At 68.8% G+C, this 25,492-nt stretch carries 29 protein-coding genes; 12 read left to right on the plus strand and 17 right to left on the minus strand.

What is annotated here, in order from left to right; all coding sequences use genetic code 11:
- Nucleotides 1-4: 4 nt before the first annotated feature.
- Both NO360_RS05900 and NO360_RS05905 read right to left on the minus strand, forming a co-directional pair.
- Nucleotides 5-220 carry a PLDc N-terminal domain-containing protein gene (locus NO360_RS05900; RefSeq protein ID WP_256306623.1) on the minus strand — a complete coding sequence of 72 codons (216 nt, stop codon included), beginning with the start codon at nucleotides 218-220 and terminating at the stop codon, nucleotides 5-7.
- A gap of 134 nt (nucleotides 221-354) precedes the next feature.
- Nucleotides 355-1,221, minus strand: a complete 867-nt coding sequence (locus NO360_RS05905) for a sulfurtransferase (RefSeq protein WP_256306624.1) — start codon at nucleotides 1,219-1,221, stop codon at nucleotides 355-357.
- A gap of 253 nt (nucleotides 1,222-1,474) precedes the next feature.
- On the opposite strand from NO360_RS05905, the gene NO360_RS05910 reads away from it, so the two are divergent.
- Together NO360_RS05910 and NO360_RS05915 are read left to right on the plus strand one after the other, a co-directional pair.
- Complete coding sequence (locus NO360_RS05910; protein ID WP_256306625.1) at nucleotides 1,475-2,257, plus strand: sulfurtransferase; 783 nt, start codon at nucleotides 1,475-1,477, stop codon at nucleotides 2,255-2,257.
- 85 nt (nucleotides 2,258-2,342) lie between these two features.
- On the plus strand, nucleotides 2,343-3,233 hold the full coding sequence (locus NO360_RS05915; protein WP_256306626.1) for a hypothetical protein: 891 nt from the start codon (nucleotides 2,343-2,345) through the stop codon (nucleotides 3,231-3,233).
- 25 nt (nucleotides 3,234-3,258) lie between these two features.
- Here NO360_RS05915 and hisB read toward each other — a convergent pair whose 3' ends face one another.
- Nucleotides 3,259-3,933 carry an imidazoleglycerol-phosphate dehydratase HisB gene (hisB, locus tag NO360_RS05920; RefSeq protein WP_256306627.1) on the minus strand — a complete coding sequence of 225 codons (675 nt, stop codon included), beginning with the start codon at nucleotides 3,931-3,933 and terminating at the stop codon, nucleotides 3,259-3,261.
- Between the two features lie 121 nt (nucleotides 3,934-4,054).
- Between hisB and hisG the strand changes: the two genes are divergently transcribed.
- Nucleotides 4,055-4,900 carry an ATP phosphoribosyltransferase gene (gene hisG / locus NO360_RS05925; RefSeq protein WP_256306628.1) on the plus strand — a complete coding sequence of 282 codons (846 nt, stop codon included), beginning with the start codon at nucleotides 4,055-4,057 and terminating at the stop codon, nucleotides 4,898-4,900.
- Nucleotides 4,901-4,915: 15 nt separating this feature from the next.
- Here hisG and NO360_RS05930 read toward each other — a convergent pair whose 3' ends face one another.
- Nucleotides 4,916-5,305 (minus strand): DUF7473 family protein, encoded by a 390-nt coding sequence (locus NO360_RS05930; protein ID WP_256306629.1) that lies wholly within the window; start codon nucleotides 5,303-5,305, stop codon nucleotides 4,916-4,918.
- A gap of 12 nt (nucleotides 5,306-5,317) precedes the next feature.
- Complete coding sequence (locus tag NO360_RS05935; protein ID WP_256306630.1) at nucleotides 5,318-5,881, minus strand: TATA-box-binding protein; 564 nt, start codon at nucleotides 5,879-5,881, stop codon at nucleotides 5,318-5,320.
- Nucleotides 5,882-6,031: 150 nt separating this feature from the next.
- On the opposite strand from NO360_RS05935, the gene NO360_RS05940 reads away from it, so the two are divergent.
- Nucleotides 6,032-7,012, plus strand: coding sequence for a methyltransferase domain-containing protein (locus NO360_RS05940; protein WP_256307113.1), 981 nt, complete (start codon nucleotides 6,032-6,034; stop codon nucleotides 7,010-7,012).
- A gap of 36 nt (nucleotides 7,013-7,048) precedes the next feature.
- Here the strand turns inward: NO360_RS05940 and NO360_RS05945 are convergent, their stop codons facing one another.
- From NO360_RS05945 to NO360_RS05960, 4 genes are all read right to left on the minus strand, one after another.
- A complete protein-coding gene (locus NO360_RS05945; RefSeq protein WP_256306631.1) occupies nucleotides 7,049-8,161 on the minus strand; it encodes a molybdopterin-dependent oxidoreductase in 1,113 nt (370 codons plus the stop codon).
- Between the two features lie 166 nt (nucleotides 8,162-8,327).
- Nucleotides 8,328-8,933, minus strand: a complete 606-nt coding sequence (locus NO360_RS05950) for a protein sorting system archaetidylserine decarboxylase (RefSeq protein ID WP_256306632.1) — start codon at nucleotides 8,931-8,933, stop codon at nucleotides 8,328-8,330.
- 1 nt (nucleotide 8,934) lies between these two features.
- The gene (locus NO360_RS05955) at nucleotides 8,935-10,029 is read right to left on the minus strand and encodes an AAA family ATPase (RefSeq protein ID WP_256306633.1); all 1,095 of its coding nucleotides are present in this window, start codon (nucleotides 10,027-10,029) and stop codon (nucleotides 8,935-8,937) included.
- Between the two features lie 53 nt (nucleotides 10,030-10,082).
- The gene (locus NO360_RS05960; protein WP_256306634.1) at nucleotides 10,083-10,601 is read right to left on the minus strand and encodes an SHOCT domain-containing protein; all 519 of its coding nucleotides are present in this window, start codon (nucleotides 10,599-10,601) and stop codon (nucleotides 10,083-10,085) included.
- An 87-nt stretch (nucleotides 10,602-10,688) separates the two neighbouring features.
- Between NO360_RS05960 and rnz the strand changes: the two genes are divergently transcribed.
- Both rnz and NO360_RS05970 read left to right on the plus strand, forming a co-directional pair.
- The gene (gene rnz / locus NO360_RS05965) at nucleotides 10,689-11,618 is read left to right on the plus strand and encodes a ribonuclease Z (RefSeq protein ID WP_345780186.1); all 930 of its coding nucleotides are present in this window, start codon (nucleotides 10,689-10,691) and stop codon (nucleotides 11,616-11,618) included.
- Nucleotides 11,619-11,908: 290 nt separating this feature from the next.
- Nucleotides 11,909-13,888 (plus strand): DUF460 domain-containing protein, encoded by a 1,980-nt coding sequence (locus tag NO360_RS05970; protein WP_256306636.1) that lies wholly within the window; start codon nucleotides 11,909-11,911, stop codon nucleotides 13,886-13,888.
- A gap of 25 nt (nucleotides 13,889-13,913) precedes the next feature.
- On the opposite strand, the gene NO360_RS05975 is transcribed toward NO360_RS05970, so the two are convergent.
- Nucleotides 13,914-14,231, minus strand: a complete 318-nt coding sequence (locus NO360_RS05975; protein ID WP_256306637.1) for a PLDc N-terminal domain-containing protein — start codon at nucleotides 14,229-14,231, stop codon at nucleotides 13,914-13,916.
- A 118-nt stretch (nucleotides 14,232-14,349) separates the two neighbouring features.
- Here NO360_RS05975 and NO360_RS05980 point away from each other — a divergent pair, with 118 nt between their 5' ends.
- A complete protein-coding gene (locus NO360_RS05980) occupies nucleotides 14,350-15,345 on the plus strand; it encodes a tyrosine--tRNA ligase (protein ID WP_256306638.1) in 996 nt (331 codons plus the stop codon).
- Between the two features lie 151 nt (nucleotides 15,346-15,496).
- Nucleotides 15,497-15,667 carry a hypothetical protein gene (locus NO360_RS05985; protein WP_256306639.1) on the plus strand — a complete coding sequence of 57 codons (171 nt, stop codon included), beginning with the start codon at nucleotides 15,497-15,499 and terminating at the stop codon, nucleotides 15,665-15,667.
- Here NO360_RS05985 and hisA read toward each other — a convergent pair.
- Together hisA and NO360_RS05995 are read right to left on the minus strand one after the other, a co-directional pair.
- Nucleotides 15,639-16,364, minus strand: coding sequence for a 1-(5-phosphoribosyl)-5-[(5-phosphoribosylamino)methylideneamino]imidazole-4-carboxamide isomerase (hisA, locus tag NO360_RS05990; RefSeq protein ID WP_256306641.1), 726 nt, complete (start codon nucleotides 16,362-16,364; stop codon nucleotides 15,639-15,641). The two genes, NO360_RS05985 and hisA, sit on opposite strands and share 29 nt — an antisense overlap.
- Nucleotides 16,365-16,458: 94 nt before the next feature.
- The gene (locus NO360_RS05995; protein ID WP_256306642.1) at nucleotides 16,459-16,689 is read right to left on the minus strand and encodes a DUF7860 family protein; all 231 of its coding nucleotides are present in this window, start codon (nucleotides 16,687-16,689) and stop codon (nucleotides 16,459-16,461) included.
- A gap of 158 nt (nucleotides 16,690-16,847) precedes the next feature.
- Between NO360_RS05995 and NO360_RS06000 the strand changes: the two genes are divergently transcribed.
- Together NO360_RS06000 and glmM are read left to right on the plus strand one after the other, a co-directional pair.
- Nucleotides 16,848-17,108 (plus strand): DUF8151 family protein, encoded by a 261-nt coding sequence (locus tag NO360_RS06000; protein ID WP_256306643.1) that lies wholly within the window; start codon nucleotides 16,848-16,850, stop codon nucleotides 17,106-17,108.
- A gap of 121 nt (nucleotides 17,109-17,229) precedes the next feature.
- Nucleotides 17,230-18,597 carry a phosphoglucosamine mutase gene (glmM, locus tag NO360_RS06005; RefSeq protein ID WP_256306644.1) on the plus strand — a complete coding sequence of 456 codons (1,368 nt, stop codon included), beginning with the start codon at nucleotides 17,230-17,232 and terminating at the stop codon, nucleotides 18,595-18,597.
- Nucleotides 18,598-18,642: 45 nt separating this feature from the next.
- Here the strand turns inward: glmM and NO360_RS06010 are convergent, their stop codons facing one another.
- The 4 genes from NO360_RS06010 to NO360_RS06025 all read right to left on the minus strand — a co-directional run bounded on the left by NO360_RS06010 (nucleotide 18,643) and on the right by NO360_RS06025 (nucleotide 21,639).
- Nucleotides 18,643-18,918 (minus strand): hypothetical protein, encoded by a 276-nt coding sequence (locus tag NO360_RS06010; protein WP_256306645.1) that lies wholly within the window; start codon nucleotides 18,916-18,918, stop codon nucleotides 18,643-18,645.
- On the minus strand, nucleotides 18,918-20,120 hold the full coding sequence (locus NO360_RS06015; protein ID WP_256306647.1) for a DUF7118 family protein: 1,203 nt from the start codon (nucleotides 20,118-20,120) through the stop codon (nucleotides 18,918-18,920). The genes NO360_RS06010 and NO360_RS06015 overlap by 1 nt, the downstream gene beginning before the upstream one ends.
- Nucleotides 20,121-20,125: 5 nt before the next feature.
- Complete coding sequence (hisI, locus tag NO360_RS06020; RefSeq protein ID WP_256306648.1) at nucleotides 20,126-20,494, minus strand: phosphoribosyl-AMP cyclohydrolase; 369 nt, start codon at nucleotides 20,492-20,494, stop codon at nucleotides 20,126-20,128.
- Nucleotides 20,495-20,565: 71 nt separating this feature from the next.
- The gene (locus NO360_RS06025; protein ID WP_256306650.1) at nucleotides 20,566-21,639 is read right to left on the minus strand and encodes an A24 family peptidase C-terminal domain-containing protein; all 1,074 of its coding nucleotides are present in this window, start codon (nucleotides 21,637-21,639) and stop codon (nucleotides 20,566-20,568) included.
- Nucleotides 21,640-21,797: 158 nt separating this feature from the next.
- On the opposite strand from NO360_RS06025, the gene NO360_RS06030 reads away from it, so the two are divergent.
- Together NO360_RS06030 and NO360_RS06035 are read left to right on the plus strand one after the other, a co-directional pair.
- Entirely contained in the window at nucleotides 21,798-23,648 is a 1,851-nt protein-coding gene (locus NO360_RS06030) for a helicase C-terminal domain-containing protein (RefSeq protein ID WP_256306651.1), read from the plus strand.
- 398 nt (nucleotides 23,649-24,046) lie between these two features.
- Nucleotides 24,047-24,235, plus strand: a complete 189-nt coding sequence (locus NO360_RS06035; protein WP_256307114.1) for a DUF7317 family protein — start codon at nucleotides 24,047-24,049, stop codon at nucleotides 24,233-24,235.
- Nucleotides 24,236-24,289: 54 nt separating this feature from the next.
- On the opposite strand, the gene NO360_RS06040 is transcribed toward NO360_RS06035, so the two are convergent.
- The gene (locus tag NO360_RS06040) at nucleotides 24,290-25,417 is read right to left on the minus strand and encodes a 60S ribosomal export protein NMD3 (RefSeq protein WP_256306652.1); all 1,128 of its coding nucleotides are present in this window, start codon (nucleotides 25,415-25,417) and stop codon (nucleotides 24,290-24,292) included.
- Nucleotides 25,418-25,492 lie beyond the last annotated feature (75 nt).

Here is a 25,492-nt window from a genome sequence, read left to right on the forward strand (position 1 = left end):
GACGCTATCGCCCGTCGCGACCGAGGAGGAGATACAGTACGATTCCGAGTATCGGCGCGAGGAAGACGACGATAGCCCAGAGGAACGCCGGGTGGCTGCTGTTCTTCTGTGCGTCCTGATACGTCCACACGACCAGGGCGAGGCCGACGAGCAGCAGGAACAAGCCGAAAATGGCGAACAAGCCGGCTGCTCCGGACTGCAGGAGTACGGTGGAGGGCACAGTACACAACGGAAAGTTCCGTCAAATAGGTCTTGTGGTTCACCCGCAGTGACACGCGGTCGGCGAAACAGCCCGCAGAGGGGGGTTCGAGGGTACGGGAAGTCGTCAGCGGGGGGGTCGACGGGACCGGGTCGTTACTCGGCGTCGCCCGTCTCGATCGGCGCGCCGACGAGGTTGCCCCACTCCGTCCAGGAGCCGTCGTAGTTGACGACCTCGTCGTAGCCGAGCAGTTCGTGGAGGGCGAACCACGCGATCGAGGAGCGCTCGCCGATCCGGCAGTAGGCGACGGTCGTCTCGGAGCCGTCGATGCCCTGGTCGGCGTAGAGTTCCCGCAGTTCCTCGGCGGACTTGAACGTCCCGTCGTCGTTGACGGTCGCCGCCCACGAGATGTTCTGCGCGCCGGGGATGTGGCCGCCGCGCTGGGCCGTCTCCTGCAGTCCCGGCGGCGCGAGGATGTCGCCGCGGAACTCCTCGGGCGAGCGGACGTCCACCAGGGGCAGTCCCTCGTCGACGGCGTGGTCGACGTCGTCGCGGTACGCGCGAATGGACTCGAACGGCCCCTTCGCAGTGTAGTCGACGGGGGAGAAGTCCGGGACTTCGTCGGTGGTCGGGTAGTCGTTGTCGATCCAGTAGTCGCGGCCGCCGTTCAGGAGTTTCACGTCCTCGTGGCCGTAGTACTTGAACTGCCAGTAGGTGTAGGCGGCGAACCAGTTGGAGTTGTCGCCGTACAGCACCACGGTGGAGTCCTCGGAGATGCCGTGGCTGCCGAGCAGGTCCTCGAAGTCGTCCTTGTCGAGGATGTCGCGGTTCGTCTGATCCTGGAGTTGGCTCTCCCAGTTGAACCCGATCGCGCCGGGCGCGTGGCTCTCGTCGTACGCCTCGGTGTCGACGTCGACTTCCACCAGGCGATGGTCGGGGTCGTCGCTCTGGAATGCGTCGAGGTTGTCTTCCACCCACTCCGGGGACACGAGCACGTCTTTGGCGTAACCGTCGTCTGTCATTGCGTACTCCCCTACGCACTCATCCCGTATAATCCTCACAACTACGGCGTGTACTGCCCGTCCTCCCACTATCCAGAAATTCTTGCCGCATCAGACGAACCTGACAGGACGTGAGCGTGCCGCGCCGGACCCACGGGGACCGTACGGGCGGGGCTTCGAGGAACAAGCCGCAATATTTTCTCCTTTCTCTGACACCGGGCGAATGCGGGTCGGATCGGCCACGTTGAAGAGTCGGCCGACGGTACGTACACGTATGTACGAGAACGTCGTCGTCTCGGCCGACTGGCTGGCCGAGCGACTCGACGAGGTACGCGTGATCGACGTCCGCGACGCCTGGGAGTTCGACGGCATCGGCCACGTCCCGGGCGCGGCGAACGTTCCCTTCGCGGAGTTCCGCAGCGAGGCGGGCGACGAGGGGATGCTCCCCGGGCGGGAAACGTGGGAGTCGCTCCTTTCGACCGCCGGCGTCGGCCCCGACGACGACGTCGTCGCCTACGACGACACCCACGGGGTCTTCGCCGCCAGGTTCCTCGTGACGGCCGAACTGTACGGCCACCCGCCAGAGCGTCTTCACCTCCTCGACGGCGACTTCAGCGCCTGGAACCGGGAGCACGAGACGACGGGCGAGTCGTCGTCGCCGGCGGCGACCGACTACGCGGTCCGCGAGCCCGAGCACTCTCCGCTCGTCGACTACGAGACGGTCCGCGACGCGCTCGGCGACGACGGAACCGTGATCGTCGACACCCGCGACCCGGCGGAGTACGCCGAGGGCCACCTCCCCGGCGCGGTCAATCTCGACTGGCGGGAACTCGTCGACGACGAGACGCGCGGGCTGAAACCCGAGTCCGAACTGCGGGGGATCCTCGAAACCGCCGGCATCGCTCCCGACGGGCGCGTCCTGCTGTACTGCAACACCGCGCGGCGGATCAGTCACACGTACGTCGTCCTGCGGTCGCTCGGCTACGCGGACGTCGGCTTCTACGAGGGGAGCCTGACCGAGTGGACCGAGCGGGGCGGGCCGGTCGAGACGGCGTAGGCGTCACCCCTTCCCGCTCGACGGCCTGTCCCTCCGTCCGATCCCGGTCGAATACTTTTATCCGGTCGCTCGCGGAGACACGACTATGCCGATGCGCCAACTCCGGGCCTGCGACTTCTGCGGCGACGACGCCGCGGGCGTCTACGAGGTCCTCCCGCCGGAACTGTCGCCGACGGAGGCCGAACAGCGACGGGTCGTGCTCTGTGAGAACTGTCTGTCGACGCTCGAAGGCGTCGTCGACCCGCTGCTGGATCGACTGGGGGTCGATCGCGACGCGGACGCCGACGCAGTGGAAGAGCCGCCGTCGCACGACGACGAAACGTCGAAGCCGGCCGCAGCGTCGGCGGGTGCGGAGGCGACGGCCGACGCGAAGACGGCGGATACGGAAGCGACGACCGACGAGACGACGACTGACGCGGAAGCGACGGCCGACGCGACGACGGCGGATGCGACCCCCTCCGACTCGGATTCCGCGTCCGACGACACGGGAGCCGAAGGCGCCGCGAGCGACGCCGACTCCCCGAACCGGGCCGATTCGCCGCACGCGTCAGAGACTCCCGACAGACCGAGCGCGTTCAACGCGCCGGAGGGATTCACGGACATCGCCGAATCCGACGAGATCGATCTGGGTAGCTCGCCCGACGATCCCCGCCCCGACTCGTCGGCAAACGGCAACGCCGACGCCGCACCGACGTCAGATTCCCCGGACCGACGCGACGACGACGTCGCTGCCGACGGACCGGATCGCGAGACGGCGTCGGACCCGAGTGGAGACGGAATCGGTGCAGAGCCCGACGACTTCCGGACCGTGATGCGTCTGCTGGGCAACCGGGAGTTCCCGATCGGCCGGAACGAGGTCGTCGAACTCGCCGCGGGCGCGTACGACCTCGACGACGCGCACGTCGAGCGGATCATCGATCACGCGATCGACCGCGGCGTGCTCACCGACGAGGGCGGCACGCTCACCCGGTCCTGAGGACGGGCCGCGCGGACGACGGCGGTCAGAGTGTTCCCTTCGTGCTCGGCGTGTCGCTCCGGCGGGGATCGACGCGAGTCGCGTCGTCGAGCGAGCGCGCGAGCGCCTTGAACAGCGCCTCGACCTCGTGGTGCGCGTTGACGCCGTCGACCTCCGCGTGCAGCGTCAGCCCGGCGTTCATCGCCAGCGAGTACGCGAAGTGCCGGGCCATATCGCTCGTGAAATCGCCGATCTGATCCTGGGAGAACTCGCCCTCGAAGTCGAAGTGCGGCCGGCCGCTGACGTCGACGACGACGCCCGCGACGGCCTCGTCCAGCGGGACCTTGCGGTCGGCGTAGCGGACGATCCCGCGCTTGTCGCCGAGGGCTTCCGTGAACGCCTCGCCGAGGACGATCGCGACGTCCTCGACGGTGTGGTGGTCGTCGATCTCCAGATCGCCGTCGCAGCGGACGGTCAGGTCGAACAGGCCGTGCTTCGCGAACGCTTCGAGCATGTGGTCGAAGAAGCCGATCCCCGTCTCGATCGCGCTGTCGCCGTCGCCGTCGACGGAAAGCGTCACATCGATCGTCGTCTCGGCGGTCTCGCGGGAGACGGCCGCGGTGCGGCCGGACGCGCCTTCCTCGCCGGCGGTTTCGTCGCGCTCTGTGTCGCCGGCTTCCTCGTCGGCATCCCCGGCGGCGTCCTCGTCGGCGTCGGTCATACCGGCGAATCGACGCCCGCGCCTATCATCGTTGTGCCTCTCGCCTCGTGCTCCCGCCCCGGTCTCGCCTCTCCCGACCCGCGAGCGAAAGTGGTACGTCGCGGGCGCGTGATTTCGGGGTATGCGCATCGCCGTCCCCAACAAGGGCCGCCTGCACGAGCCGAGCGTCGACCTGCTGGAACGGGCCGGACTCCACATCGAGAGCGCCGCGGACCGGAAACTGTACGCCGAGACCGTCGATCCCGACGTGAGCGTGCTGTTCGCCCGCGCGGCCGACATCCCCGAGTACGTCTGGGACGGGGCCGCCGCGGTCGGCATCACCGGCCGCGACCAGGTCGTCGAGTCCGGCCGCGACCTGGTCGAACTCGTCGATCTCGAATTCGGCCGCTGTCGGCTCGTCCTCGCCGCGCCGGAGGACGGCGACATCGCCGAGCCGGCCGACGTGGCGGGCAAGAGCGTCGCGACCGAGTTCCCCCGGATTACGCGGGAGTATCTGGAACGCGAGGGAATCGACGCCGACGTCGTCGAGGTGACCGGCGCGACCGAACTGACGCCGCACGTCGAGATGGCCGACGCCATCGTCGACATCACCTCGACGGGCACGACGCTGCGGATGAACCGCCTCGCGGTCGTCGGCGAAGTGCTCGAATCCTCGGTCCGGCTCTACGCCCACCCCGACCACGCCGACGATCCGAAGGTCGACCAGCTGGTGACGGCCTTCGAGTCGGTGCTCGCGGCCGAGAACAAGCGCTACGTGATGATGAACGCGCCGCGGGAGCGACTCGACGACGTCCGTGAGGTCATCCCCGGCCTGGGCGGCCCGACGGTGATGGACGTCGCCGGCGACGACCACGTCGCGGTACACGTCGTCGTCGACGAGCGCGACGTCTTCGAGGTCGTCAACGATCTGAAAGCCGTCGGCGCGTCTGGGATCCTCGTTACCGAGATCGAACGGCTCGTCGAGTAGGCGGGCAGTGGCTCGTTATCCGGGCGCGCTCGTCGCGAGCGCCCAGATCCCGAAGAGGATCGTCCCCAGAATGACGCTGACGACGAAGTGGATGAGCGTGATGTAAGCGGACAGTTTTCGGGACTCACCGTAGACGTACGCGATCGCGACGCCGTCGAGGGCGAGCGCGACGAACAAGCCGCCGAACAAGACGGGGTCGTTCTCGGCGAACGTCGCGATCAGGATGCTGATCGCCGCCGGAACCGGTCCGACGAGGAACGCGTTGCGGACGGGAACGTCGCCGAGGACGTTCCGCGCGGCGATGTGGGCCGTGATCGAGAGAAAGACCGCGAACGAGGCGAACGTGCCGGCGATGGCGAGCGGGCCGCCGCCGGCGGACTGCAGCGGGATCGATATTGGAGACACGGAAGCGACCCGTCAGTCGTCGAGGAGACCGAGATCGCTCAGCCGGGAGACGATCACGTCGACGGCTTCGCGGGCGTCGTCGGGGGCTTTCCCGCCGGTGATGACGAGTTTGCCGGAACCGAACAGGAGCGCGACGACGGAGGGCTCGTCGAGGCGGTAGACGAGGCCGGGGAACTGCTCGGGTTCGTACTCGATGTTCTCCAGCCCGAGCCCGATGGCGATGGCGTTGAGGTTGAGGTTTCGACCCAGATCGGCGGACGTGACGATGTTCTGAACCGTGATCTCGGGGTCGTCGTCGACGGGAATCTTCAGTTCGCGGAGCTTCTCGAAGACGATGTGGAGGCTCTCGTGGACGTCGTCGGTCGACTTCGCGCCGGTGCAGACGATCTTGCCGGAGCGGAAGATAAGCGCCGCGGACTTCGGCTCCTGCGTCCGATAGACGAGACCGGGAAATTGCTCGGGGTCGTAATCAGCGCCCTCGAGGTCCATCGCCACGCTCTGGAGGTCGAGCTCCTGACCGATCCCGGTGGAGGCGACGACGTTCTCGATGTTGATCGTGTCCTTGGGGTCGCTCATATATCGACTTAAACGACGTATTTAAGGTTTAAAAAGGTTGGTGCGTTCGACCGTCGACTCGCGTTCCGTGAATTTTCTCCCGTGGGCGCCGCTTTCCAGCCGATCCGACACCCTGATTTGCGACGCCGACGAGGTTCGCCCGTGTACTCCCTGGAACTCGCGGGCGAAGCCGACGACGAGGCCTTCGCCGCCCTCGAAGCCGAGCGTGCGGCCGCCTCCGCCGTCTCGCGCGTCGCGCCCGGCCTCGCGACGGCCCGCGGCGTGCGCGTCGACCGCGTGCCGACGCTCGCGTACACGCGCCACGTCTCCGAACTCGTCGGGCGGGCAGAAGCGACCGTCTCCGACGCCGCAGCGGTCCTCACGGCCGCATCGCTCGACCGAACGGGAAGCGTGGCCGTCCGCGCCCGGAACGTCCGTTCGACGGCCGACGTGAGCACGGCCGACGCCGAACGCGAACTCGGCGGCGTGCTCGTCGATCGCGGGTTCGCCGTCGATCTCGACGACCCCGACCACGAACTCCGGGTCTGTTTCTCCGAGGACGTCTGCCTCCTCGGCTGGGCGGTCGCCGAACGCGACGCGGCCTTCGGGTCGCGCGCGCCCACCGACCGGCCGTTCTTCCAGCCGGGGAGTATGGCCCCGATGGACGCCCGCGCGTACGTCAACCTCGCGGCCGGGCCGTCGCTTCCGGACGCGACGCTTTTGGACCCGATGTGCGGGACCGGCGGCCTCCTCATCGAGGCGGGTCTGGTCGGCGCGCGGGCACTCGGTTCCGACGCCCAGTGGAAGATGGTCCGCGGGACGACGGAGAACCTCGCGGCCTACCTTCCGAGAGCCCGCTGGGACGTCGTCCGCGGCGACGCGACGGAACTCCCCTTCGCCGACGCCGCCGCCGACGCCGTCGTCTTCGACGCGCCGTACGGCCGGCAGTCGAAGATCGCCGGACACGAGCTCGCCGACCTCGTCGGCGGCGCGCTCGTCGAGGCGGCGCGGGTCGCCTCCGCCTGCGTCCTCGTCGCCGACCGCTCCTGGGAATCGGCGGCCGAAGACGCCGGCTGGACGGTCACAGAACGGTTCGAACGGCGGGTCCACGGGTCGCTGGTACGCCACGTTCACGTCCTGGATCGGGCGTAGTCCGACCCGCCTCGGCCGCGATGTGAACTGTGCCGACTACTCGAAGCCGCTGACCAGCGTCACGAGCCACTGGGCGGGGTCGTTGCGGCGGCGGACCTCGACCCGCTCGACCCACTTCACCCACTGGAAGCCGCGGCGGCCGGGTGCGACGAGGCGGATCGGCGCGCCGTGGCCGTGGCTGAGCCGCTCCTCGCCGACGTGCGTCGCGAGGAGGGCGTCCCGCGCCTCGTCGACGGGCAGCGACCAGCGGTACCCCGTCACCGAGACGAACCGGACGAACCGCGCGTCCCCGCGGACGCCGGCCGCGTCGAGCAGGTCGCCGACGCGGACTCCGCGCCAGCGCTGCACCGTGTACCAGCCGCTCGTGCAGTCCAGGAGCGCTTCCTTGTCGGCCGTCGAGACAGCTTCGCTGCGCTCCGGATCGAGCGCGTCGTATCCGTATTCGAGCGGCGTCTCCACCTCGCCCGCGACGGTCAGCGTCCACGCCGATCGGTCGACCGGGTCGGGGTCGTCCGCGACCCACGAGGTGACCGGAAAGCTCCCGTTGCCCGACCCCTCCCGCGGCTGCGAACCGGTGAAGCGACGGTCCCGACCGGGGGTGTCGAGGACGCGGTTCGTGAGTTCCTGGCTTCGGTAGGCCACCGCCCCGCCGAGCAGCAGGCCGGCGTACCTGAGCGTCGTTCTCCGTCCCTCGAAGTCCCGTCGTCGGGGGAGCCGAAACCGGGACCTGAGGTGCCACGCGAGCAGCGGTACGAGCACCAACCCGAACCCGACGTGCACGCTCAGGAGCGTCCAGTAGGCGAGGCGAACGTCGAGACCGAACACCCAGGCGATCCCGGTCGCGAGCGCCCCCAGCGTCGCGAGCAGCGTGAGGACCGACACGGCCGTGGATGCCCGCCACTCGCTGGGCCGGGTGAGTCGATGCCGGACCCTGGCGAGTTTGAACCCCAGCAGCGCCACGAACGTCAGTCCGAGGATCCGGTGGAGCCAGAAGAGCGGCCACCCAGAGGGCGATCCGACGGTAAACGAGACGAACCCGGTGACGACTTCGAGGACGACGACCGCGAGGAGCGACCAGTCGACGAGCCGCGGAGGCGGGCTGACGGCGTCGGCCGCGCGTCGCGCGAGGGAGGCCTCCTCGGTCTCCATACTTGAGAGATGGTCTCACACGGCAAGAAGCGTTGCGGCCGCGGGAGGTCCCGCCCCGTCCGCGCTCACCGCCCGAGCACCCATCCGAACAGCAACTTCTCGAGGTAACCGACCCGAGGCCGGGACAGAAATCCGACGCGGAGCGAGTCGAGAGACGTGGACCGCGTCACCGCTCCCGCGCGGCGACGACCGACTCACCGGCGCGGACCGAATCGCCCTCCTCGACGAGGAGGTCTTCGCGGTCGTACGTCGGCGGGAGAAGGACGTCCGCTCGGGAGCCGAAGTCGATGTGGCCGATCCGCTGGGCGCGGTCGAGGTCGTCGCCCGCCTCGACGTAGGGGTGGATCCGCCGGGCGAACGCGCCGGCGATGAGCGAGAGCTCCGCCGGGCCCTCGTCGGTCTCGACGTCGACGTCGACGCGCTCGTTTCGCTCGGACTCCTTCGAGAACGCCGGCAGGTGTTTTCCCGGCCGGTGAGTGACGCGCTCGACGCGCCCGTCGAACGGCGCGCGGTTCACGTGGACGTCGGTGACGTTCATAAATACGCCCACGCGGACCTGATCGCCCTCCTCGCGGACGACGGAGACGCGTCCGTCGGCGGGCGAGACCACGCCCGGGCCGGAGGGGCGACGCTCGGGGTCGCGGAAGAACCACGCGACGAAGCCGCCGACCGCGAGGGCGAGCAGGGACAGCGGCGGGGCGAGCACGGCCAGCACCGCCGCGGCGGCGAACGCCGGGACCGCGAACTGACGGACGCCTGGCGCGAAGCGCATCTCAGGCGAACGCCTCCCCGTCGAGTGCTGACTGCCCGCCGGCCCACGCGGCGAGCAGGTGCGTGAGGTGGAGCCGGCCGTCGTTTCCCTCCGCGAGGTCGAGGTCGGCTGCGCCGGCGAGACGGTGCAGGCGGACGAGGTTGGCCTCGCCGAACTCCTCGGGGTAGGTGTCGGCGACGCGGAGCAGTTCCGAGAGCAGTTCCTGGCCGCCGAATCCCTCCTCGTCGAGCAGTGTCGTCAACTGCTTTCTGGCGTCGCGGATCTCTCCCGTCGCAGCGGCGTCGAGCACGGCTCTGATCGCGTCGTCGTGACCGGCCGCAGACAGCGCCGTCTGCGCGGCGTCGACGGTGATCGCGCCGTCGCCCTCGACGGCGGCGTGCTGTGCGGCGAGCACTGCGTACCGGAGGTCGCCGTCGGCTTTCGAGGCGACGAGATTCAGCGCCATCGGCTCGACTTCGACTCCCTCGTCGTCGGCGACGTCCGACAGCACCGTCTCGATTTCGTCGGTCGTCGGCGCGCGAACCGGAACCGGGAAACACCGCGAGCGGATCGGCGGAATGAGCTTCGAGGGCTGCCGCGTCGTGATCACGAACTGCGTGCTCCGGTGGTACTGTTCCATCACGCGCCGGAGCGCCTGCTGGAAGTCCTCGCGGATGGTCTCGGCGTTGTCGAGCAGGACGGTCTTGTACCTTCCCGAGGCGGGTTTGTACGAGGACAGCTCCTGCATCACGTGCGAGATCATATCGCGCTTGGACCAGTCCCGCTTGTACTTGTTCCCCTTCCCGCCGCGGCGGTACTGCTTCGAGAACTCGGTCTGTCCCTGGAGAAAGCGAGAAAATCGAGGGTCTTCACGGATCTCCTTCTTGCTCCGATCGAAGAAGTCAGCGACGTTGATCTCGACCAGGTCGGCGTCGGGGTCCGCGTGCGCCTCGCGTGCCAGCGCGCGCACGGCCGCCGTCTTGCCGACGCCCGCCGGTCCCTGGACGACCAGGTTCATCGGCTCGTCGACGGTCCGAGAGAGCCGTTCTCGGACCTCCGCTTGCGGCAGTTCCGCGAGCGATGGGGCGTGCTTCTCCGTCCACAGGGGCGCGTCCATTGCCGTCGGCTAATCGGCGGGGGGGTAAGAAACTCTCCCTCTCCTCGCCGGAACTACCCCGAACGCTCGCGTGCGGCGTCGTCGCGTTCGGCGTTACCCCGCTCCTCCCGTCGGTCGGTTTTAGCGTTCGCTCGCCGTCTCGATGCTCGATCTCGGGCGTTCTCGGGCGTGTCGGTTTCGAGCAGCACTTCGAGTTTCCGCTCGAACTGCTCCTCGGAGAGGTCACCGCGCGCGTACCGGTCGCGGAGACGCGCGAGCGCCGCGTCGACGCCGTCGGTGTCGCCCCGATCGGCGGCCGCTGCCCCCGGCTGTCGGGCGTCTGTGTTCTCGTGACGATCCCTCTCTGCCCCCCGCTGCCGTCCGCGCAGCAGCGACACGAGCGGGACGATCACTGCGTAACCGATGACGAAGATGACCCAGAAGTCGATCGCAGAGAGGATCGGGACGCCGAAAAGCGAGCCGAGACCCGCCCCGAGAACCAGGAGTGCGACCGCTCCGACGACTGGATCGTCCGAATCGGCGAGATCCTCGTCCCACCAGCGATCGGATCTGGGACTCCGGCTTCCGTCCATACCGACGACCTCCGACGGGAGGAGCAAAAAGGTGTACCGTCCATCCGACACGCGTTTACCCGACCGTCACGCAGGACGGGTATGTCGATGCGCGTGACGTTTCTCGGGACGGGCGGGGCCGTACCGACGACCCAGCGTGGTCCGAGTGCGTTCCTCGTCGAACGCGAGGGGGAGCGACTGCTGTTCGATTGCGGGGAGGGGACGCAGCGGCAGATGATGCGGTTCGGAACCGGCTTTTCGGTCTCGCACCTGTTCGTCACGCACCTCCACGGCGACCACGTGCTCGGGATTCCGGGGTTGATCCAGACGATGGACTTCAACGACCGGTCGGAAGCGCTCGCGATCTACGGCCCGCCGGGATCGAAGGGCCACCTCACGAACCTCGTCGAGGCCGGCGGCTACCGGCCGGGGTTCCCGCTCACCGTTCGCGAGGCCCGCCCCGGTGCCGTCGCGCTCGACGCCGACGACTACGAGATCCGAACGTTCGCGACGGAGCACCGCAACGTCAGTTCGGTTGGCTACGCGCTCGTCGAGGACGACAGGCGCGGGCGCTTCGACCGCGAGAAGGCGGAGGACCTGGGCGTGCCCGTCGGGCCGAAGTTCGGTCGACTCCACGACGGCGAGAGCGTCGAACTGGCGGACGGAACGGTCGTCGATCCGGAGGAAGTCGTCGGCGACCCCCGTCCCGGACGGCGATTCGTCTACACGGGCGACACCCGACCCGTCGACGCCACCGTCGACGTCGTCGACGCGCCGGATTTACTCGTCCACGACGCCACGTTCGCCGAGGAGTGGGCCGACCGGGCGGGTCAGACCGGCCACTCGACGGGGCGGGAGGCCGCCGAAATAGCGAACCGCGCCGGTGCGAGGCGGCTCGCGCTCACCCACATCTCCTCGCGGTACGCCGCGGACGCCTCGCCGATCGAACGGGAGGCCAGAGAGGTCTTCGACGGCGAGACGGCGTTCGTTCCCGACGACGGCCGGACGGTCGACGTCCCGTACCCCGACGACGAGTGAGGGCGTCACCGTCGAATCGGGAACGGGCCGGTCCGAGGACTGCGTACAGGGGCGAACAGTCGGCACCCGCTCGGGCCGTCCGCCAGCGGCTCGCTCACTGGCGGCCGCTCCCTTGTCCCGCGTCGGTGTGCCGAGCAACCGCGTGTCGACGCGGGGCGAGTCTCACGTCACGCGACGTCTGGCCGGCCGATCGTATATAAACGCTCGCCGGAGCGAACCGCGTCGACCGGGTCTGCACCCGTCGGCGGACCCGGCGTGGAATATATATCCGCACGCGACCAAACGAGGGTGTGAACGACCGGACGAGCGCCCTCGACACCCTCGTCTTAGGCGTGGACATCCAGAGCGGTGACGTCCGCGGCGACGCGCCTTCCTACGCCCTCGTGGCCTTCGACGGCGAGCACGTCGACCGCGACGTCGTCTCCCACCGGAAGCTCCGCAGGCTGCTCGACCGCGAGGAGCCCGCAATGGTGGCGACGGACAATATGTACGAGCTCGCGGCCGACAAGGACGCGCTCGTCCACTTCCTGCGCGCGCTGCCGACCGAGACGAAACTGGTGCAGGTGACCGGCGCGGAGCGGCCGGAACCGCTCTCGCGAGTCGCCTCCAGACACGGCGTGCCGTACGGCAAAAAGCCGATGAAGGAGGCCGAGGCGGCGGCGCGGCTCGCGGCGGCCAACGTCGGTTACGAGGTGTCGGCCTTCGGCGACACGACGACGGTGAAGGTGTCCCGCGGACGCTCGACCGGCAAGGGCGGCTGGAGCCAGGACCGCTACACCCGGCGGATCCACGGGTCGGTGAAGCGTCGATCCCGCGAGGTGAAAGAGCGCCTGAAGCAGGCGGGCCTGGAATTCGAGACCGACGTGACCGAGAAGTACGGCGGATACGCGAACGCCGTCTTCACCGTCGAGGCGCCGCCGGCGGACATCCCCGTCTCGGAGGGGCGCTCCGGCGACACGCGGATCGAGATCGAGCGCGAGCGCCACGACGGCATCGAGTTCGAACCGCTGGTCAAGCGTCGCGACCACGTCGTCGTCGGGATCGACCCGGGCACGACGACGGCCGCGGCGGTCGTGAGCCTCGACGGGCAGGTCCTCGACGTCTACTCGACGCGGACGGCCGACACCGCCGACGTGATCGAGTGGCTGATCGAGCGCGGCCGACCCGTCGTCGTCGCGGCCGACGTGACGCCGATGCCCGAGACCGTCGAGAAGTTCCGGCGGAGCTTCGACGCCGCCGGCTGGACGCCGAACTCGGACCTCCCGATCGACGAGAAACTCCACCGGACGCGCGAGGCGGCCTACGAGAACGACCACCAGCGCGACGCGCTCGCGGCGGCGCTCTTCGCCCGCGACGACCACGAGGACCAGATCGAGCGGATCTCACAGAAGGTACCGGTGGACGTCGAGCGCGGCGAGGTGATCTCCCGCGTCGTCGCCGGCGAGGAGTCCGTGGAGGCGGTGCTCCGCGACCTCGCTGACGACGAGGAGAGCGAGGAGTCCGACTCCGAGCACGAGGAGCGCGAACTCACTGAAGAGGAAGAGGAGATCCGGCGGCTCCGCGAGCGGGTCGAGCGCCTCGAATCGCACGTCGACGACCTGAACGAGACGATCGACGAGCGCGAGGAGACCATCGAGGAGTACGAGGAGGAACTCTCCGAGGCCAAGCGCGAGGAGCGCCGGCAGGCCAGAGAGCGCCGCGAAGTCAAGCGCCTCGAACGCGAGAACGACCGGCTGGAGCGACGCGTCGAGGGGTTAGCGGACGAGAACGAGGAACTCGACGAGAAGCTAGAGCGGCTGAAGCGCCTCTGGAAACTCGATCACTCGAACTTCGCCGACGTCGACACCGACGGCGACCTCGTCTCGGTGAAGGTGATCGAGCAGTTCACCCGCGACGCCATCGAGACTGCCGACGAGGAGTACGGGCTGGCCGCCGGCGACGTGGTCTACCTCCGGGACGCCTCGGGTGCGGGCCGCTCCACCGCCGAGCGCCTCGCGGAGATCGGCCCGCGGGTCGTGCTCCGCTCCGGGGGCAACCTCTCTGAGGTGGCCGACCGGATCCTCTTCGAGCACGAGATTCCGGTCTCGCCGGCCGATGACGTCGCGATCCAGGAGGTCGACGAGCTCGCCGTCGCCAGCGAGGCCGACGTCGAGGCGGCGATCACGGACTGGGAGCGACGGGCCGAGGAGCGACAGAAGGAACGGAAGGCGTCGATGGTCGATCAGATCATCTCCGAGCACCGCGCGGAGACGCGGAGCGAGAGTCGGTAGGGCGGCCGTCGAGCGTCCTAGCCGCCTATCGCACGCCGGCGTTCGCGCCCGCCTCGTAGGGGGCGTCGGGCCGGCCGAGGAAGTAGTACGCGACGAAGCCGACGAACGGGAGGAAAAAGCAGATACCCGTCCAGCCGACCGCCGACTCGCTCCCGCGGCCGGTCGCGTCGATGTAGACCCACCCCGGGAGCGCGACGTGGGCGACGAGGAAGTACAGCGCGAAGCCGGTGAAGTACGCGAACGTCGCGAGGTCGCTGATGACGATCCACATCACCAAGAGCGGGAGCAGCGCCACCGCGACCAGCCCGATGAGGACGATGAACGGCGAACGGGTCGTTGCCATCGGGGCTCCCTTGGGACCGCGCGGGTATGATGCTTTCCAGTGCGTGCGGCTCGGAGTCGCCCGCCTCCGACGACGCCATCCCAGAAGTCATATGCCGGCGTCGCGACTTCCCTCCAGTATGGACGCCTACGACCGGATCACCCGGAACGTCTCCGAGGTGGTCACAGAGGAGGAAGTGCGCGCGCTAGCCGAGTCCCCGGACGGAAAGCGGGCGTACGTCGGCTACGAGCCCTCCGGCGTCCTCCACATCGGCCACATGCTGACGGCAAACAAACTGATCGAACTGCAGGATGCCGGCTTCGAGGTCGTCGTCCTCTTGGCCGACGTCCACGCCTACCTCAACGGGAAGGGGACGTTCGAGGAGATCCGCGAGACCGCGACCCGGATGCAGGAGCAGTTCGTCGCCTACGGCCTCGAAGCGTCCCAGACGGAGTTCGTTCTGGGCTCGGATTTCCAACTCGACGAGGAGTACGTCCTCGATCTGCACGCCCTGGAGCTTGAGACGTCGCTCTCGCGGGCCGAGCGCGCGATGGCCGAGATCGCCGGCGGCGACACCGCGACGGTCGCGCAGGCGGTCTACCCGCTGATGCAGGCGCTCGACATCGTCTACCTCGACGTCGACCTCGCGATCGGCGGGATGGAACAGCGAAAGGTCCACATGCTCGCCCGCGACACGCTGCCGAGCATCGACGCCGACTCGCCGACCTGTCTGCACACGCCGCTGATCGCGGATCTGACGACCGGCGTCGGCAAGATGTCGACCTCCTCCGGCGTCTCCATCTCGATGGAGGACGCCGAATCGGACATCGAGGAGAAAGTCAACAAGGCGTACTGCCCGCCGACGGCCGATCCCGACCCGACCGACGAGGGCGAGGAGCGGGAGAACCCGGTCCTCCAGATCTTCGAGTACCACGTCTTCCCGCGGTTCGGCGAGGTCGTCGTCGAGCGCCCCGACAAATACGGCGGCGACCTGACCTACGAGACGTACCAGGCTCTCGAAGACGACCTCGAATCCGGCGAACTCCACCCGGCGGACGCGAAGGGCGCGCTCACGGCGTACCTGAACGCCCTCATCGAACCCGGCCGCGAGAAGATCCGCCAACAACGGAACTGAGCGGGCCTGGTCGCCGCCGCGGGGCTGATTATGACGGTCCCGGCCGGACCGATTCCCAGGTCTCGACGCGGTATCGAGGGCCCGGCGGCCACACAGCGTCTGACGGCCGTCTTGCGGAGATTGATACGCCTGCCGCGTCGAAGCGTGTACGATGGGGATGAAAGAAATCGCACTCGGGGCGTACGCGCTCTGTCTCGGAGGGCTGTTCCTGTTCTCGGAGTCGGGCGTCACGACCGGGTTCGGAGTCGCGCTCATCGCGGTCACCTGGATCGCGGTCTTCTCCCGCTACCGCCTCAAACGCGCATCGCGGCAGCGAGGGTGAACGCCCCCTCGTAGAGCGCGGTGCCGACGACGACCGCCGCCGCACCGGCGTCCCTCAGCGCCCGGACGTCGTCGAGCGACGCGACGCCTCCCGACGCGACCACCGGGACGTCGACCGCGTCGACGACGCGCTTCGTCACCTCGGTCTGGACGCCCTCCTGCTTCCCCTCGACGTCGACGTCGGTGAAGAGGATCGACCCCGCGCCCAGGTCCTCGTACCTGCTGGCGGCCGCCGCCGGATCGAGGCCGGTCTCCTCGGTCCAGCCGGAGACGACGACCTCGCCGTCTCTCGCGTCGAGGCTCACCATCACCCGGCCGGGGTACGCCTCGGAGATCTCCGCGACCAACTCGGGCTCTTCGACCGCCGCCGTCCCGAGGATCACGCGCTCGACGCCGCGGTCAAGCAGGTCGGTGGCGTCGGCGGCGGTCCGGATCCCGCCGCCGAGTTGCACCGGGACGTCGACCGCGTCGACGACGGCCTCGACGGCGTCGGCGTTCTCGCGTTCGCCCTCGAACGCGCCGTCGAGGTCGACGAGGTGCAGCGTCTCCGCGCCGGCGTCGACCCAGCGTTTCGCGGCGGCGACGGGGTCGCCGTAGCGTTTCTCGGTGCCGCGTTCGCCCTGTACGAGCTGCACCACCTCGCCGTCCTGCATATCGACCGCGGGGACGACCTCGAAGTCGGGAAACGGATCGCTCATAGGGGACGCTCGGCGGCGACGCGGCCTAAAGTCTCCGGAGCGCCGCGGCGCGCGGCGAGTGTTCGGCGCGCGCTTCTCACTCTCTCGGCGGTGCTTACTCCGTCAGCGGCAGCAGTATACCGAACACGAACGGAGAGAAGAGCGCGATCACCACCCCGAGCCACTCGGCGTCCACGAGTATCGCGTGCTCCCAGGCGGGTACCGCCGTTCCGGTCGCCGCGAGCGCGAATTCGCCGAGCGCGCCCAGCGCGAACAGGCCGATGCCGAGGAGGAAACTCCGCTTCGTCAGTGTCGGAAAGTCGAGGTCGCCGTAGCGTCCCGTCATATCACTCCGGCTGTCGGCGCTGCACTACAGAATTTCGGTTGGGGAATCGACGACGGACCGGGTGGTAATCTGCGAAATCGACAGCGCTCACGTTCCCGCCGGAGCGCGGTGTTCCGCCGATCGAAAGAGCCACAACACTGCCCCGGATACGGCCGGCTATGACGACTGCCGTACTCGAACTCTTCCCGGCGCTCCTCGAACTCTCGGCGTTCGGATTGGGTGCGCTCGGACTCTCGCTGGCCGGGGCATACGTCGAGCGGTTCGCGCTCGCGACCGTCCAGCACGGGCAACCGTTACTGGGGCTCTGGGCGGCCGCGATGGGTGCTGTCGCGCTGTTCTTCGCGTACTCGCTCACGGTCGATAGAGTCCTGCCGGCGCTTCTGGAACTCACCGGACGGGCGTCGCCGGCGACCGAGTAATCGCCCGGCGCGACCAGCGGGAGCGGTCGACCGGACGATCGATGCCGGGATCATCGTCCGCTCGCGACCGCGTACGACCGTGTCGCAACCGCTTTCACGCAGGACCGAAGAGAGAGACGTAATGAGACTGTTCGGTTCGAGCGGCACTCGGGGCGTCGTCGGCGACGGCCTGACGCCCGAGTTCGTCCTCCGGATCGCCAAGGCGGCCGGCACGGTCTGGGAGACCGACCGCGCCGTCGTCGCCCGGGACGCCCGCACGACCGGCGAGATGCTTTCGAACGCGGCCACGAGCGGACTCGAGAGCGTCGGCGTCGACGTCGACCGCCTCGGCCCGACGCCGACCCCGAGCGCCGTCCGCTACGCCGGCGAGACGGCCCGCCCGGCGATCGTGATCACGGCCTCGCACAACCCGCCGGAGTACAACGGCGTGAAACTCGTCGGCGCGGACGGCGTCGAACTCGGCGTCGCCGACCTCGAAGAGATCGAGTCGCACGTGCTTGAGGACCGGTTTTCCACCGCCGCGTGGGACGCCGTCGGCGAGTCGCGGCGGATCGAGTCGGCGAACCGCGAGTACGTCGCGGACCTCCTCGACGCCGTCGACCGTGAGTCGATCGCCGCGGCCGACCTCACGGTCGCGCTCGATCCCGGTCACGGTCCGGGCGCGCTGACGAGTCCGGAGTTCTTCCGCGAACTCGGCTGCGAGGTCGTCACCGTCAACGCCAACGCCGACGGCCACTTCCCCGGCCGCCCCTCCGAACCCGTCGAGTCCAACCTGCGAGACCTCGAATCGCTGGTGCGAGCGGCCGACGCCGACGTCGGGATCGCCCACGACGGCGACGCAGACCGGGCGGTCTTCGTCGACGAGCGCGGCGAGTTCGTCGCCGGCGAGGCCTCCCTGGCCGCGCTCGCCGCCGCGGAACTGGACGCGGGCGACACCGCCGTGGCCGCGGTGAACGTCTCCCAGCGTCTCGTCGACGTCTGCGACGACGCCGGCGCGACGCTCGAACTCACGCCGATCGGCGCGACGAACATCATCACGCGAATCCGGGACCTCCACGCCGCCGGCGAGCGCGTTCCGATCGCCGGCGAGGGCAACGGCGGAATCTTCTATCCAGAGTATCGGCTGGTCCGCGACGGCGCCTACGTCGGCGCGAAGTTCCTCGAACTCGTCGCCGAGCGGCCGGCCTCGGCGGTCGTCGCTCCCTACACCGACTACGAGAACGTCCGAATCAACCTCGCATACGACTCAGAGGCGGAACTGGACGCGATGCTCGACGCCGCCCGTGACTTCGCCGAATCCGTCGACGCCGACCCGAACACGATCGACGGCTACCGCCTCGACTACGGCGACGCCTGGGTGCTCGTCCGCCCGTCCGGTACCGAACCGAAGGTGCGCGTCTACGCCGAGGCGGGCGACGCGGAACGCGCGTCGGACCTCGCCGAGCAGGCGGCCGACCGCCTGCGTGACGCGCTCGCGGAACTGTACTGACCGTTCGTCGACCACGCGGACGCTTCCGCCCGAGCCCCGCCTGCGTCACAGTGCGAGCGCGCCGAACAGCACACAGAGCGCGCCGAGCGCCAGGAGGACGAACCCGCGTTCGATCGCGACGTCGTCGCGGGGGTCGTCAGGGGCGTCGGCGCCTCCCGCCGCCGCGTTCCCGCGAGCGCCGGCCCGGTCGGTCGCGGGGTCGATCCCCTCGTCGCGCTCGGCGTCCAACCGTCGGATCGCCCGTCTCGACCGGAGGTCGCGCGCGCCGTAGTACAGACACAGCGCCCCGGCGCCGAACGCGACGACCGAGACGACCACCATCAGCCGCGAGAGCCGTCGGTCGGCCCCGTCTCCTCGTGCAGCGTCGCTTCGAGTCGGTCACGGGCGTCGCGGAGGCGCTCGAGTTCGGCCGCGGCCGCGCCGGAGTTGACTCGTTCGCGCGCCTCGGCGTCCAGTTCCTCGTGCGCGCGGGCGACGAACCGCAGTTCCTCGTAGTCGTCGCGGCGCGTGCGGTCCCGCACCGTCCGGAGGCGCGCGACCGTCTCCTCGCTCGCGAAGCGGCCGAGCAGCGACATCGCCTCGCGGGCCCAGAGTCGAAGGGACTCGGCCGTCGGCGGCGGGAGCTCGACCGTCAGCGGGTCCGCCGAGAGGCGTTCGAGATACGTGCGGTGGACCGCGACGGTCGTCTGCAACAGCGCGGGATCCTCGGCGTAGTGGTCGAGTTTCGACCCCGAGTAGTCGGCGTACTCCAGGAGCGTGGGAATCGGTTCGTCGGCGTCGGGGCTCTCGCGGGCGAACTCCCTGAGGTCCCGCGGCGGCGACCGGAACTCGACGAGCGGGAACGAGTCCGCACGCTCCAAGAGCGCGATCACCTCGGCGGCCGCCGCCGACTCGTAGAACTCCCGGAACTCCTCGGTGACGGCGTCGTTGTACGCTCGAATGGGCTCGCGGAGTTCTTCGACCGGCGCGTCGAGGTCGGCGTCGGCGAAGGCGAGCGTCTCCTCGCGTCGTTCGATCTCCTCGTCGAGGTCGCGGAGGCAGAGCTTCGCGTCCCGGCGGGCCTTCGAGACCGCCTCCTCGGTCTCCTCGCGCCGATCCAGGAGGGCGACGTAGTCGGCGGCGGCTTCGAGGTCGTCGCGCGCGCCCTCGAAGTCGTCCTCGCTCAGTCGACGGCGGTCCATCCGCTCGGCGGCGGCCTCGAAGGCGTCCGTGGCGGGAACGTCGTCGGAGAGTTCCTCCAGGAGGCCGAGGAACTTGTCCTGGAACTCAACGTACGCCTGGAAGTCACCGGTTCCGGTCGCCGAATCCTCGTACTGATCGAGCAGCCGGTGGGCCTTCCGGTACGTGTCGGCGGCGGCGACGACGGCCTCCTCGCCGGCGTCGTCGATCTCCGATTCGACCGTCTCGCGACGCTCCCGGGCCGCTCGGAGGTCGTCGACGCGCGCCTCGGCGGCGTCCAGCAGCGCCGCCGCGCCCTCGGCCCCGCGTTCCGCGTCGTCCGTGCTCGACTCTGACTCTGCCATCGATCTCACTCGTAGACGTCGTCGGGATCGAACACGCGCTCGCCGACGTGCTCGCCGTCGACCGTGCGGTAGAAGCACGACCGGTGGCCCGTGTGACACGCGCCGCCGGTCTGCTCGACGAGGTACAGCAGCGTGTCGGCGTCGCAGTCGACGCGGATCTCCTCGACCGACTGCGTGTGCCCGCTCGTCGCGCCCTTCTCCCAGAGCTCGTCGCGGCTGCGGGAGTAGTAGTGCGCCCGGCCGGTCTCGCGCGTCCGTTCGAGCGCCTCCGGCGAGACGTACGCCAGCATCAACACCTCGCCGGTGTCGGCGTCCTGTGCCACGGCGGGGACGAGTCCGTCCGCGCCGAAGTCGACCTCGACGTCCTCTGTCATTGGTTCGACCGACGGGAGTCCGGCCGATAGGTCTTTTGCCCCCGTCGCACGGCGTCGGCGTCGAAACGGCGTCAGAAGACGCCGAGCGCACCGAGCGCGCCGAAGACGATGTCGCCGTACGTGAAGGCCACGAGCGTCCCGACGAACATCGGGACGAGGAACGGAATCCCCGGCGAGATCCAGACCTCCTCCTGCTCGGAGACGACGTCGAGTCCGCCGCGGAGTTTCTCCGGGGTGGTCCCGTAGGCGCTCCCCTCGATGTCGTCGAGGAACGCCTCGGCCGCCCACGGGTCGTCGGCCTCGGCGGCGACTCCGACGTCGCCGCCGTCGGTCTCGTCCGGTACCTCGCCGTCGCGTTCGGGCGAGATCCCGCCGTCGGACTCGACGCCCGTAGCCGCCTCACTCGGATTCGCGGAACCGTCGCTCGCGCCGTCGCCCCCCACGTCGACCGCCCCGTCGGTCGGATCGTACGTGTCACCGACGCTCCCGGGAGCACGGAACCGTTCGGGAGCCGCCCGTAACTCGTCGAGGGTCAGCCCCCGCCAGCGGAGATACATCCGCAAGGCGTCGATGTCGAGGCCGTTCCGGGAGAAGCCGTCGGGGGTTTCGTAGAGGCGGCCGTGCGCCTCGGCGAGATCGGCGACGTCGACCCGCGTGCCGAGAAACGAGACCGGAAACCGGACCTCGCCGTCGAGGACGTTCCGAACGCCGAGCGCGAGCGGGTAGGCGGCGGCGAGGAGCACCGTGTTCGTGAGAATCGTCATCGAGAAGACGCCGAGCGTCGTCACGACCTCCGGTAGCGCGAACCCGAGGAAGTAGTACGTCGGGAAGGTGGGGAGAAGAATGGCGATCGTGATGAGCGCCTTCGCGTCCGCGCCGCCGAAGCCGCCGATCCACCAGAAGCCGTAGGCGATCGGCGCGACCAGAAAGAGGCTGATGGCGACGCGGACGAAGAACAGCACGTCCGCGGACGTCGCAAGCGAGAGGTGGCCGACGGCGTCCCACGCGAGGAGGAGGAGACCCAGTCCGACCAGGGGGTACCAGGTCCGCGTCGGCACCCGCCTGGTCTCGACGTCCCGCCACGCCGTCCACCCGAGAACCGGGAGCACGACCAGTCGAAGCAGATCCGGAGCGCTGGCGAACATACAGGGGAAGCGAACCGGGGGGAGTTGTAGTTTGCGTCTGTACGTTTAGCAGTATTTAGTTGAGAGTAAAACCGTCCGGAACGGTGCGGAGAAGACCTTGGACCCGCCCGCGGCTATCCCGTCTGAACCTTTTTACCCGAGAGCGCCACAGAGCGAGTGTGGACCCCGATCGGATTCCCTCGTCGTTTCCGGCCCCGAGCTACCGCGGCGCGCAGGAGGAGGCGCTGTCGGACATCCGCGACGCGTTCGCCGCCGGGAACGACGTCGTCCTCGTCCGCGCGCCGACGGGGAGCGGGAAGTCCCTTCTCGCGCGGGCGATCGCGGGCGCGGCGGCGACGACCGACGACGTCTCGCCCGCCGAGGCGACCGACGCGTACTACACCACGCCGCAGGTCTCCCAACTCGACGACGTCGCCGAGGACCCGCTGCTCGACGACCTGAACGTGATCAGGGGGAAGTCGAACTACACGTGCATCCTGAACGGCGAGACCGACACGCCGGTCGACCGCGCCCCGTGCGCGAGACACTCGGGCTTCGACTGCTCGGTCCGGCACCGCTGTCCGTACTTCTCCGACCGGGCGATCGCTTCTAACCGCCGCATCGCGGCGATGACGCTGGCGTACTTTATGCAGACCGCCGGATCCGACGTCTTCCGGAAGCGCGACGTCGTCGTGATCGACGAGGCGCACGGCCTCTCGGAGTGGGCGGAGATGTACGCGACCGTGGATCTGAACCCGCGGACGGTGCCGGTGTGGGACGACGTGGGGATTCCGGACGTCGCCGCCGACGGCGATCCGCTCGAACGGACCGTGCGCTTCGCCGAGACGCTCGCCGGTGTGGCCGAGCGCGCGAAGGACGAGTTGCTCAGAAAGCCCGAACTGACGCCCGAAGAGGCGGCGCGGCGCGACCGGTTACAGGAACTTCGCTCGGAACTCCAGTGGTTCGTCGAGGACTACCGAAACCCCGAGAGCCCGACGACCTGGGTCGTCGACCAGCCCGACGGCGAGGGGAGCGCGATCACGATCAAGCCGCTCGATCCGGCGCGCTACCTCCATCACACGGTCTGGGACCGCGGCAACAAGTTCGCGCTCCTGTCGGCGACGATCCTGAATAAGGCGTCGTTCTGTCGGGGCGTCGGCCTCGACCCTGCGAGCGTCGCCCTCGTCGACGTCGAGCACACCTTTCCGGTCGAGAACCGCCCGCTGTACGACGTGACTCGGGGGAAGATGACGTACGACGAGCGCGACGAGACGCTCCCGAAGGTGGCGCGAACGCTCGTCCGAATTATGGCGAACCACCCGGACGAGAAGGGCCTCGTGCACTGTCACTCCTACGCGATCCAGTCGGAACTCCGCCGCCGGCTCGCCCAACTCGGCCTCGGGGGTCGCGTTCGCGTGCACGACCGAGAGGACCGCGACGCCGAACTGGAGTCCTGGAAGACGACCGACGACCCCGACGTCTTCCTCTCGGTCAAGATGGAGGAGGCCTTAGACCTCGACGGTGAGCTCTGTCGCTGGCAGGTCGTCTGCAAGGCGCCGTACCTCAACACGAACGACTCGCGGGTCGAACGCCGGCTCGAAGACGGGCAGTGGGCGTGGTACCGGCGCGCGGCGCTCCGAACCGTCATCCAGGCGTGCGGCCGCGTCGTCCGTTCGCCGGAGGACTACGGTGCGACCTACCTGGCCGACTCGTCGCTGCTCGACCTGTTCGAGCGGACGCGGAGCGATATGCCGGGGTGGTTCCGCGAGCAGGTCGATCGACTGTCGGAACCGGACCTCCCCGAGTTCGATCAGGTCGCGGCCGGCGGTGCGTCCGGTTCAGCTGCGGGATCGGGCCGCTCGAAATCGTCGGCGACGAACCGTCGCCGGACGTCGAACCGAAGCGGCGGACGATCGGCGACGGGGTCGTCGCGGTCGACGGGACCGAGCGGAGAGCGCGCTACTTCCGACGGAGCCAGTGACGACGACCGGTCGAATCACCCGCTCTCGGACGTCTGGGGGGACGGGTAGCGGCCGTTGTCGTGGTCATCGCGCAGCGGTACGGTCCACCAGTCGGACCGGCCGATCAGAAGAGTAGCGCCGCCCCGTAGGCGAACGAGGAACCGACCATCAGAAGGACGAGTATCAGCGCGAGCACCTGCTGTCGATCCATAGCCAGTGTTCGACCCCCGGTAATTCAATTCTTTCGCCCGACGACCGCTTCCAAGGGGGCCGCTGTGTAGGTTCACAGCGAATCGGCTCGATCCCGAAACAGATACATAATGAATGTTAATTTGGGTTTGGATACAACGTATGAACTCTAATATTATCGGACGAACGTTTTCTACAATCGCGTCTTCGTTGTTCATTGAGACTCTATCTCACAGAATACTTAACACTACCCGGATCGTGTGTCAGCGTGTCCGGCAATGTACACCCACGGGCTGAACACGGCGATGACCCTGTACCGGAACGGAACACTGACGCTCTCACAGGCGGCGTCTCGGGCGGGCCGCTCGAGGGACGCGTTCGCCACGGCGCTCGTGCGGCACGGCATTTCCGTTCGCGAGAATCATGTTCGCTCGCGGACTGCGGAGGAATCGCTTCGGGCCGACTGAGGTTTCGTCCCGCTGCTTCTCACTCGATCGATGCCTTCAGCGCCCGCCGTACCATTATTCGTCGTTCTCGCTGCCCGCGTCTCCGGCGGGAAGAATGTGTAGGCCGGCACGACTTTTCAACACCGACACGGTGTCGGCGTCGCTGTCGACGTACGACGGCCGCGAGATGGTCTTCGATTCGTACGTCTCGGGATCGAGCACCTGGATCGCGTACTCGTCCTCGACGGCCACGACGGTCGTCTCGGCCGCCTCGTCGGCGGTCCCGATCAGGCGGGCGTCGGGGGTCTCGCCCTCTTCGAAGGCGGCCTCGTAGGGCTCGCCGGAGGTGAGCCGAACGCCCTTGAGGTTCCCGCGGACGCTCCTCACCAGCACTGGCCCCTCGTCGTCGTCGGGGTTCACCACGTCACCGGGCGTGAACTTCGGGAGCCGAACGGCGTAGGTCACCCGGTAGACCTCGTTGCCGTCGCCGTCCTCCGTCACGAGCGTCGGGTACTCCTCGACGTTGCCGCCGAGTTCCCGGACGATCCGCTTCGCGACGCCGCCACCCATCTGGTTCGTCGAGATCTTGATGTCGGTGCCGTCGTCAGTTTCGGTGATCTCGGAGATGAACGCCTCGCGGTCGCCCGTCGCCTCGCGCTCTGCGATGTAGGACTCCGCGATCTCGACCGCGCGTTCTTCCTCTTCGGCGGTCGGCGTCCGGTCCTCGGCCCGCACTTGGACGATGCTGGCGTAGTAGCCGCCGGCGATCCGGCCGCAGCGCTCGCAGGTCTGTCGGGAGATGTAGACCGGGACCGTCACGGTCTCCTCGCGGTAGGTGTCGCGGACGATGCCACCGAACGTGCAGTGCATCCGGATGGTGTTCTCGTCGATCTGTTCGGGCTCGACGCCCCAGCGGACGTCCTCGGCCTTCAGGTGGATGCCGAGGGCCTCGGTCACCTGCTCGATCGCGACGTCGGTGTAATCTTCGGCGTCGACGTCGACCCAGCGGTTGCCCTCGTAGACCGCGCCGCACTGCGAACAGACGCGGACCTCGATCCGGTCGGGCGCGTCGACGAGATCGAAGTCCTCGAAGTAACAGTCGTCACAGAGGACGGCGTCGCGCTCGCGAGGTTCACCGGGGAGCGGGTCCTCGCGCTCCGGAACCGGATCCCCACAGCGAGGGCAGAAGTCTCCCGAACTCATCGGTTCCCGTAGACGACCGAGGCGGTTAAGCGCGACGAAGCGAACCGAATGCGGCGTGCTGTCTCGGCGCGTGCT

Origin of the sequence: Halobellus litoreus (assembly GCF_024464595.1) — an archaeon.
Classification (GTDB): Archaea; Halobacteriota; Halobacteria; order Halobacteriales; family Haloferacaceae; genus Haloquadratum; species Haloquadratum litoreum.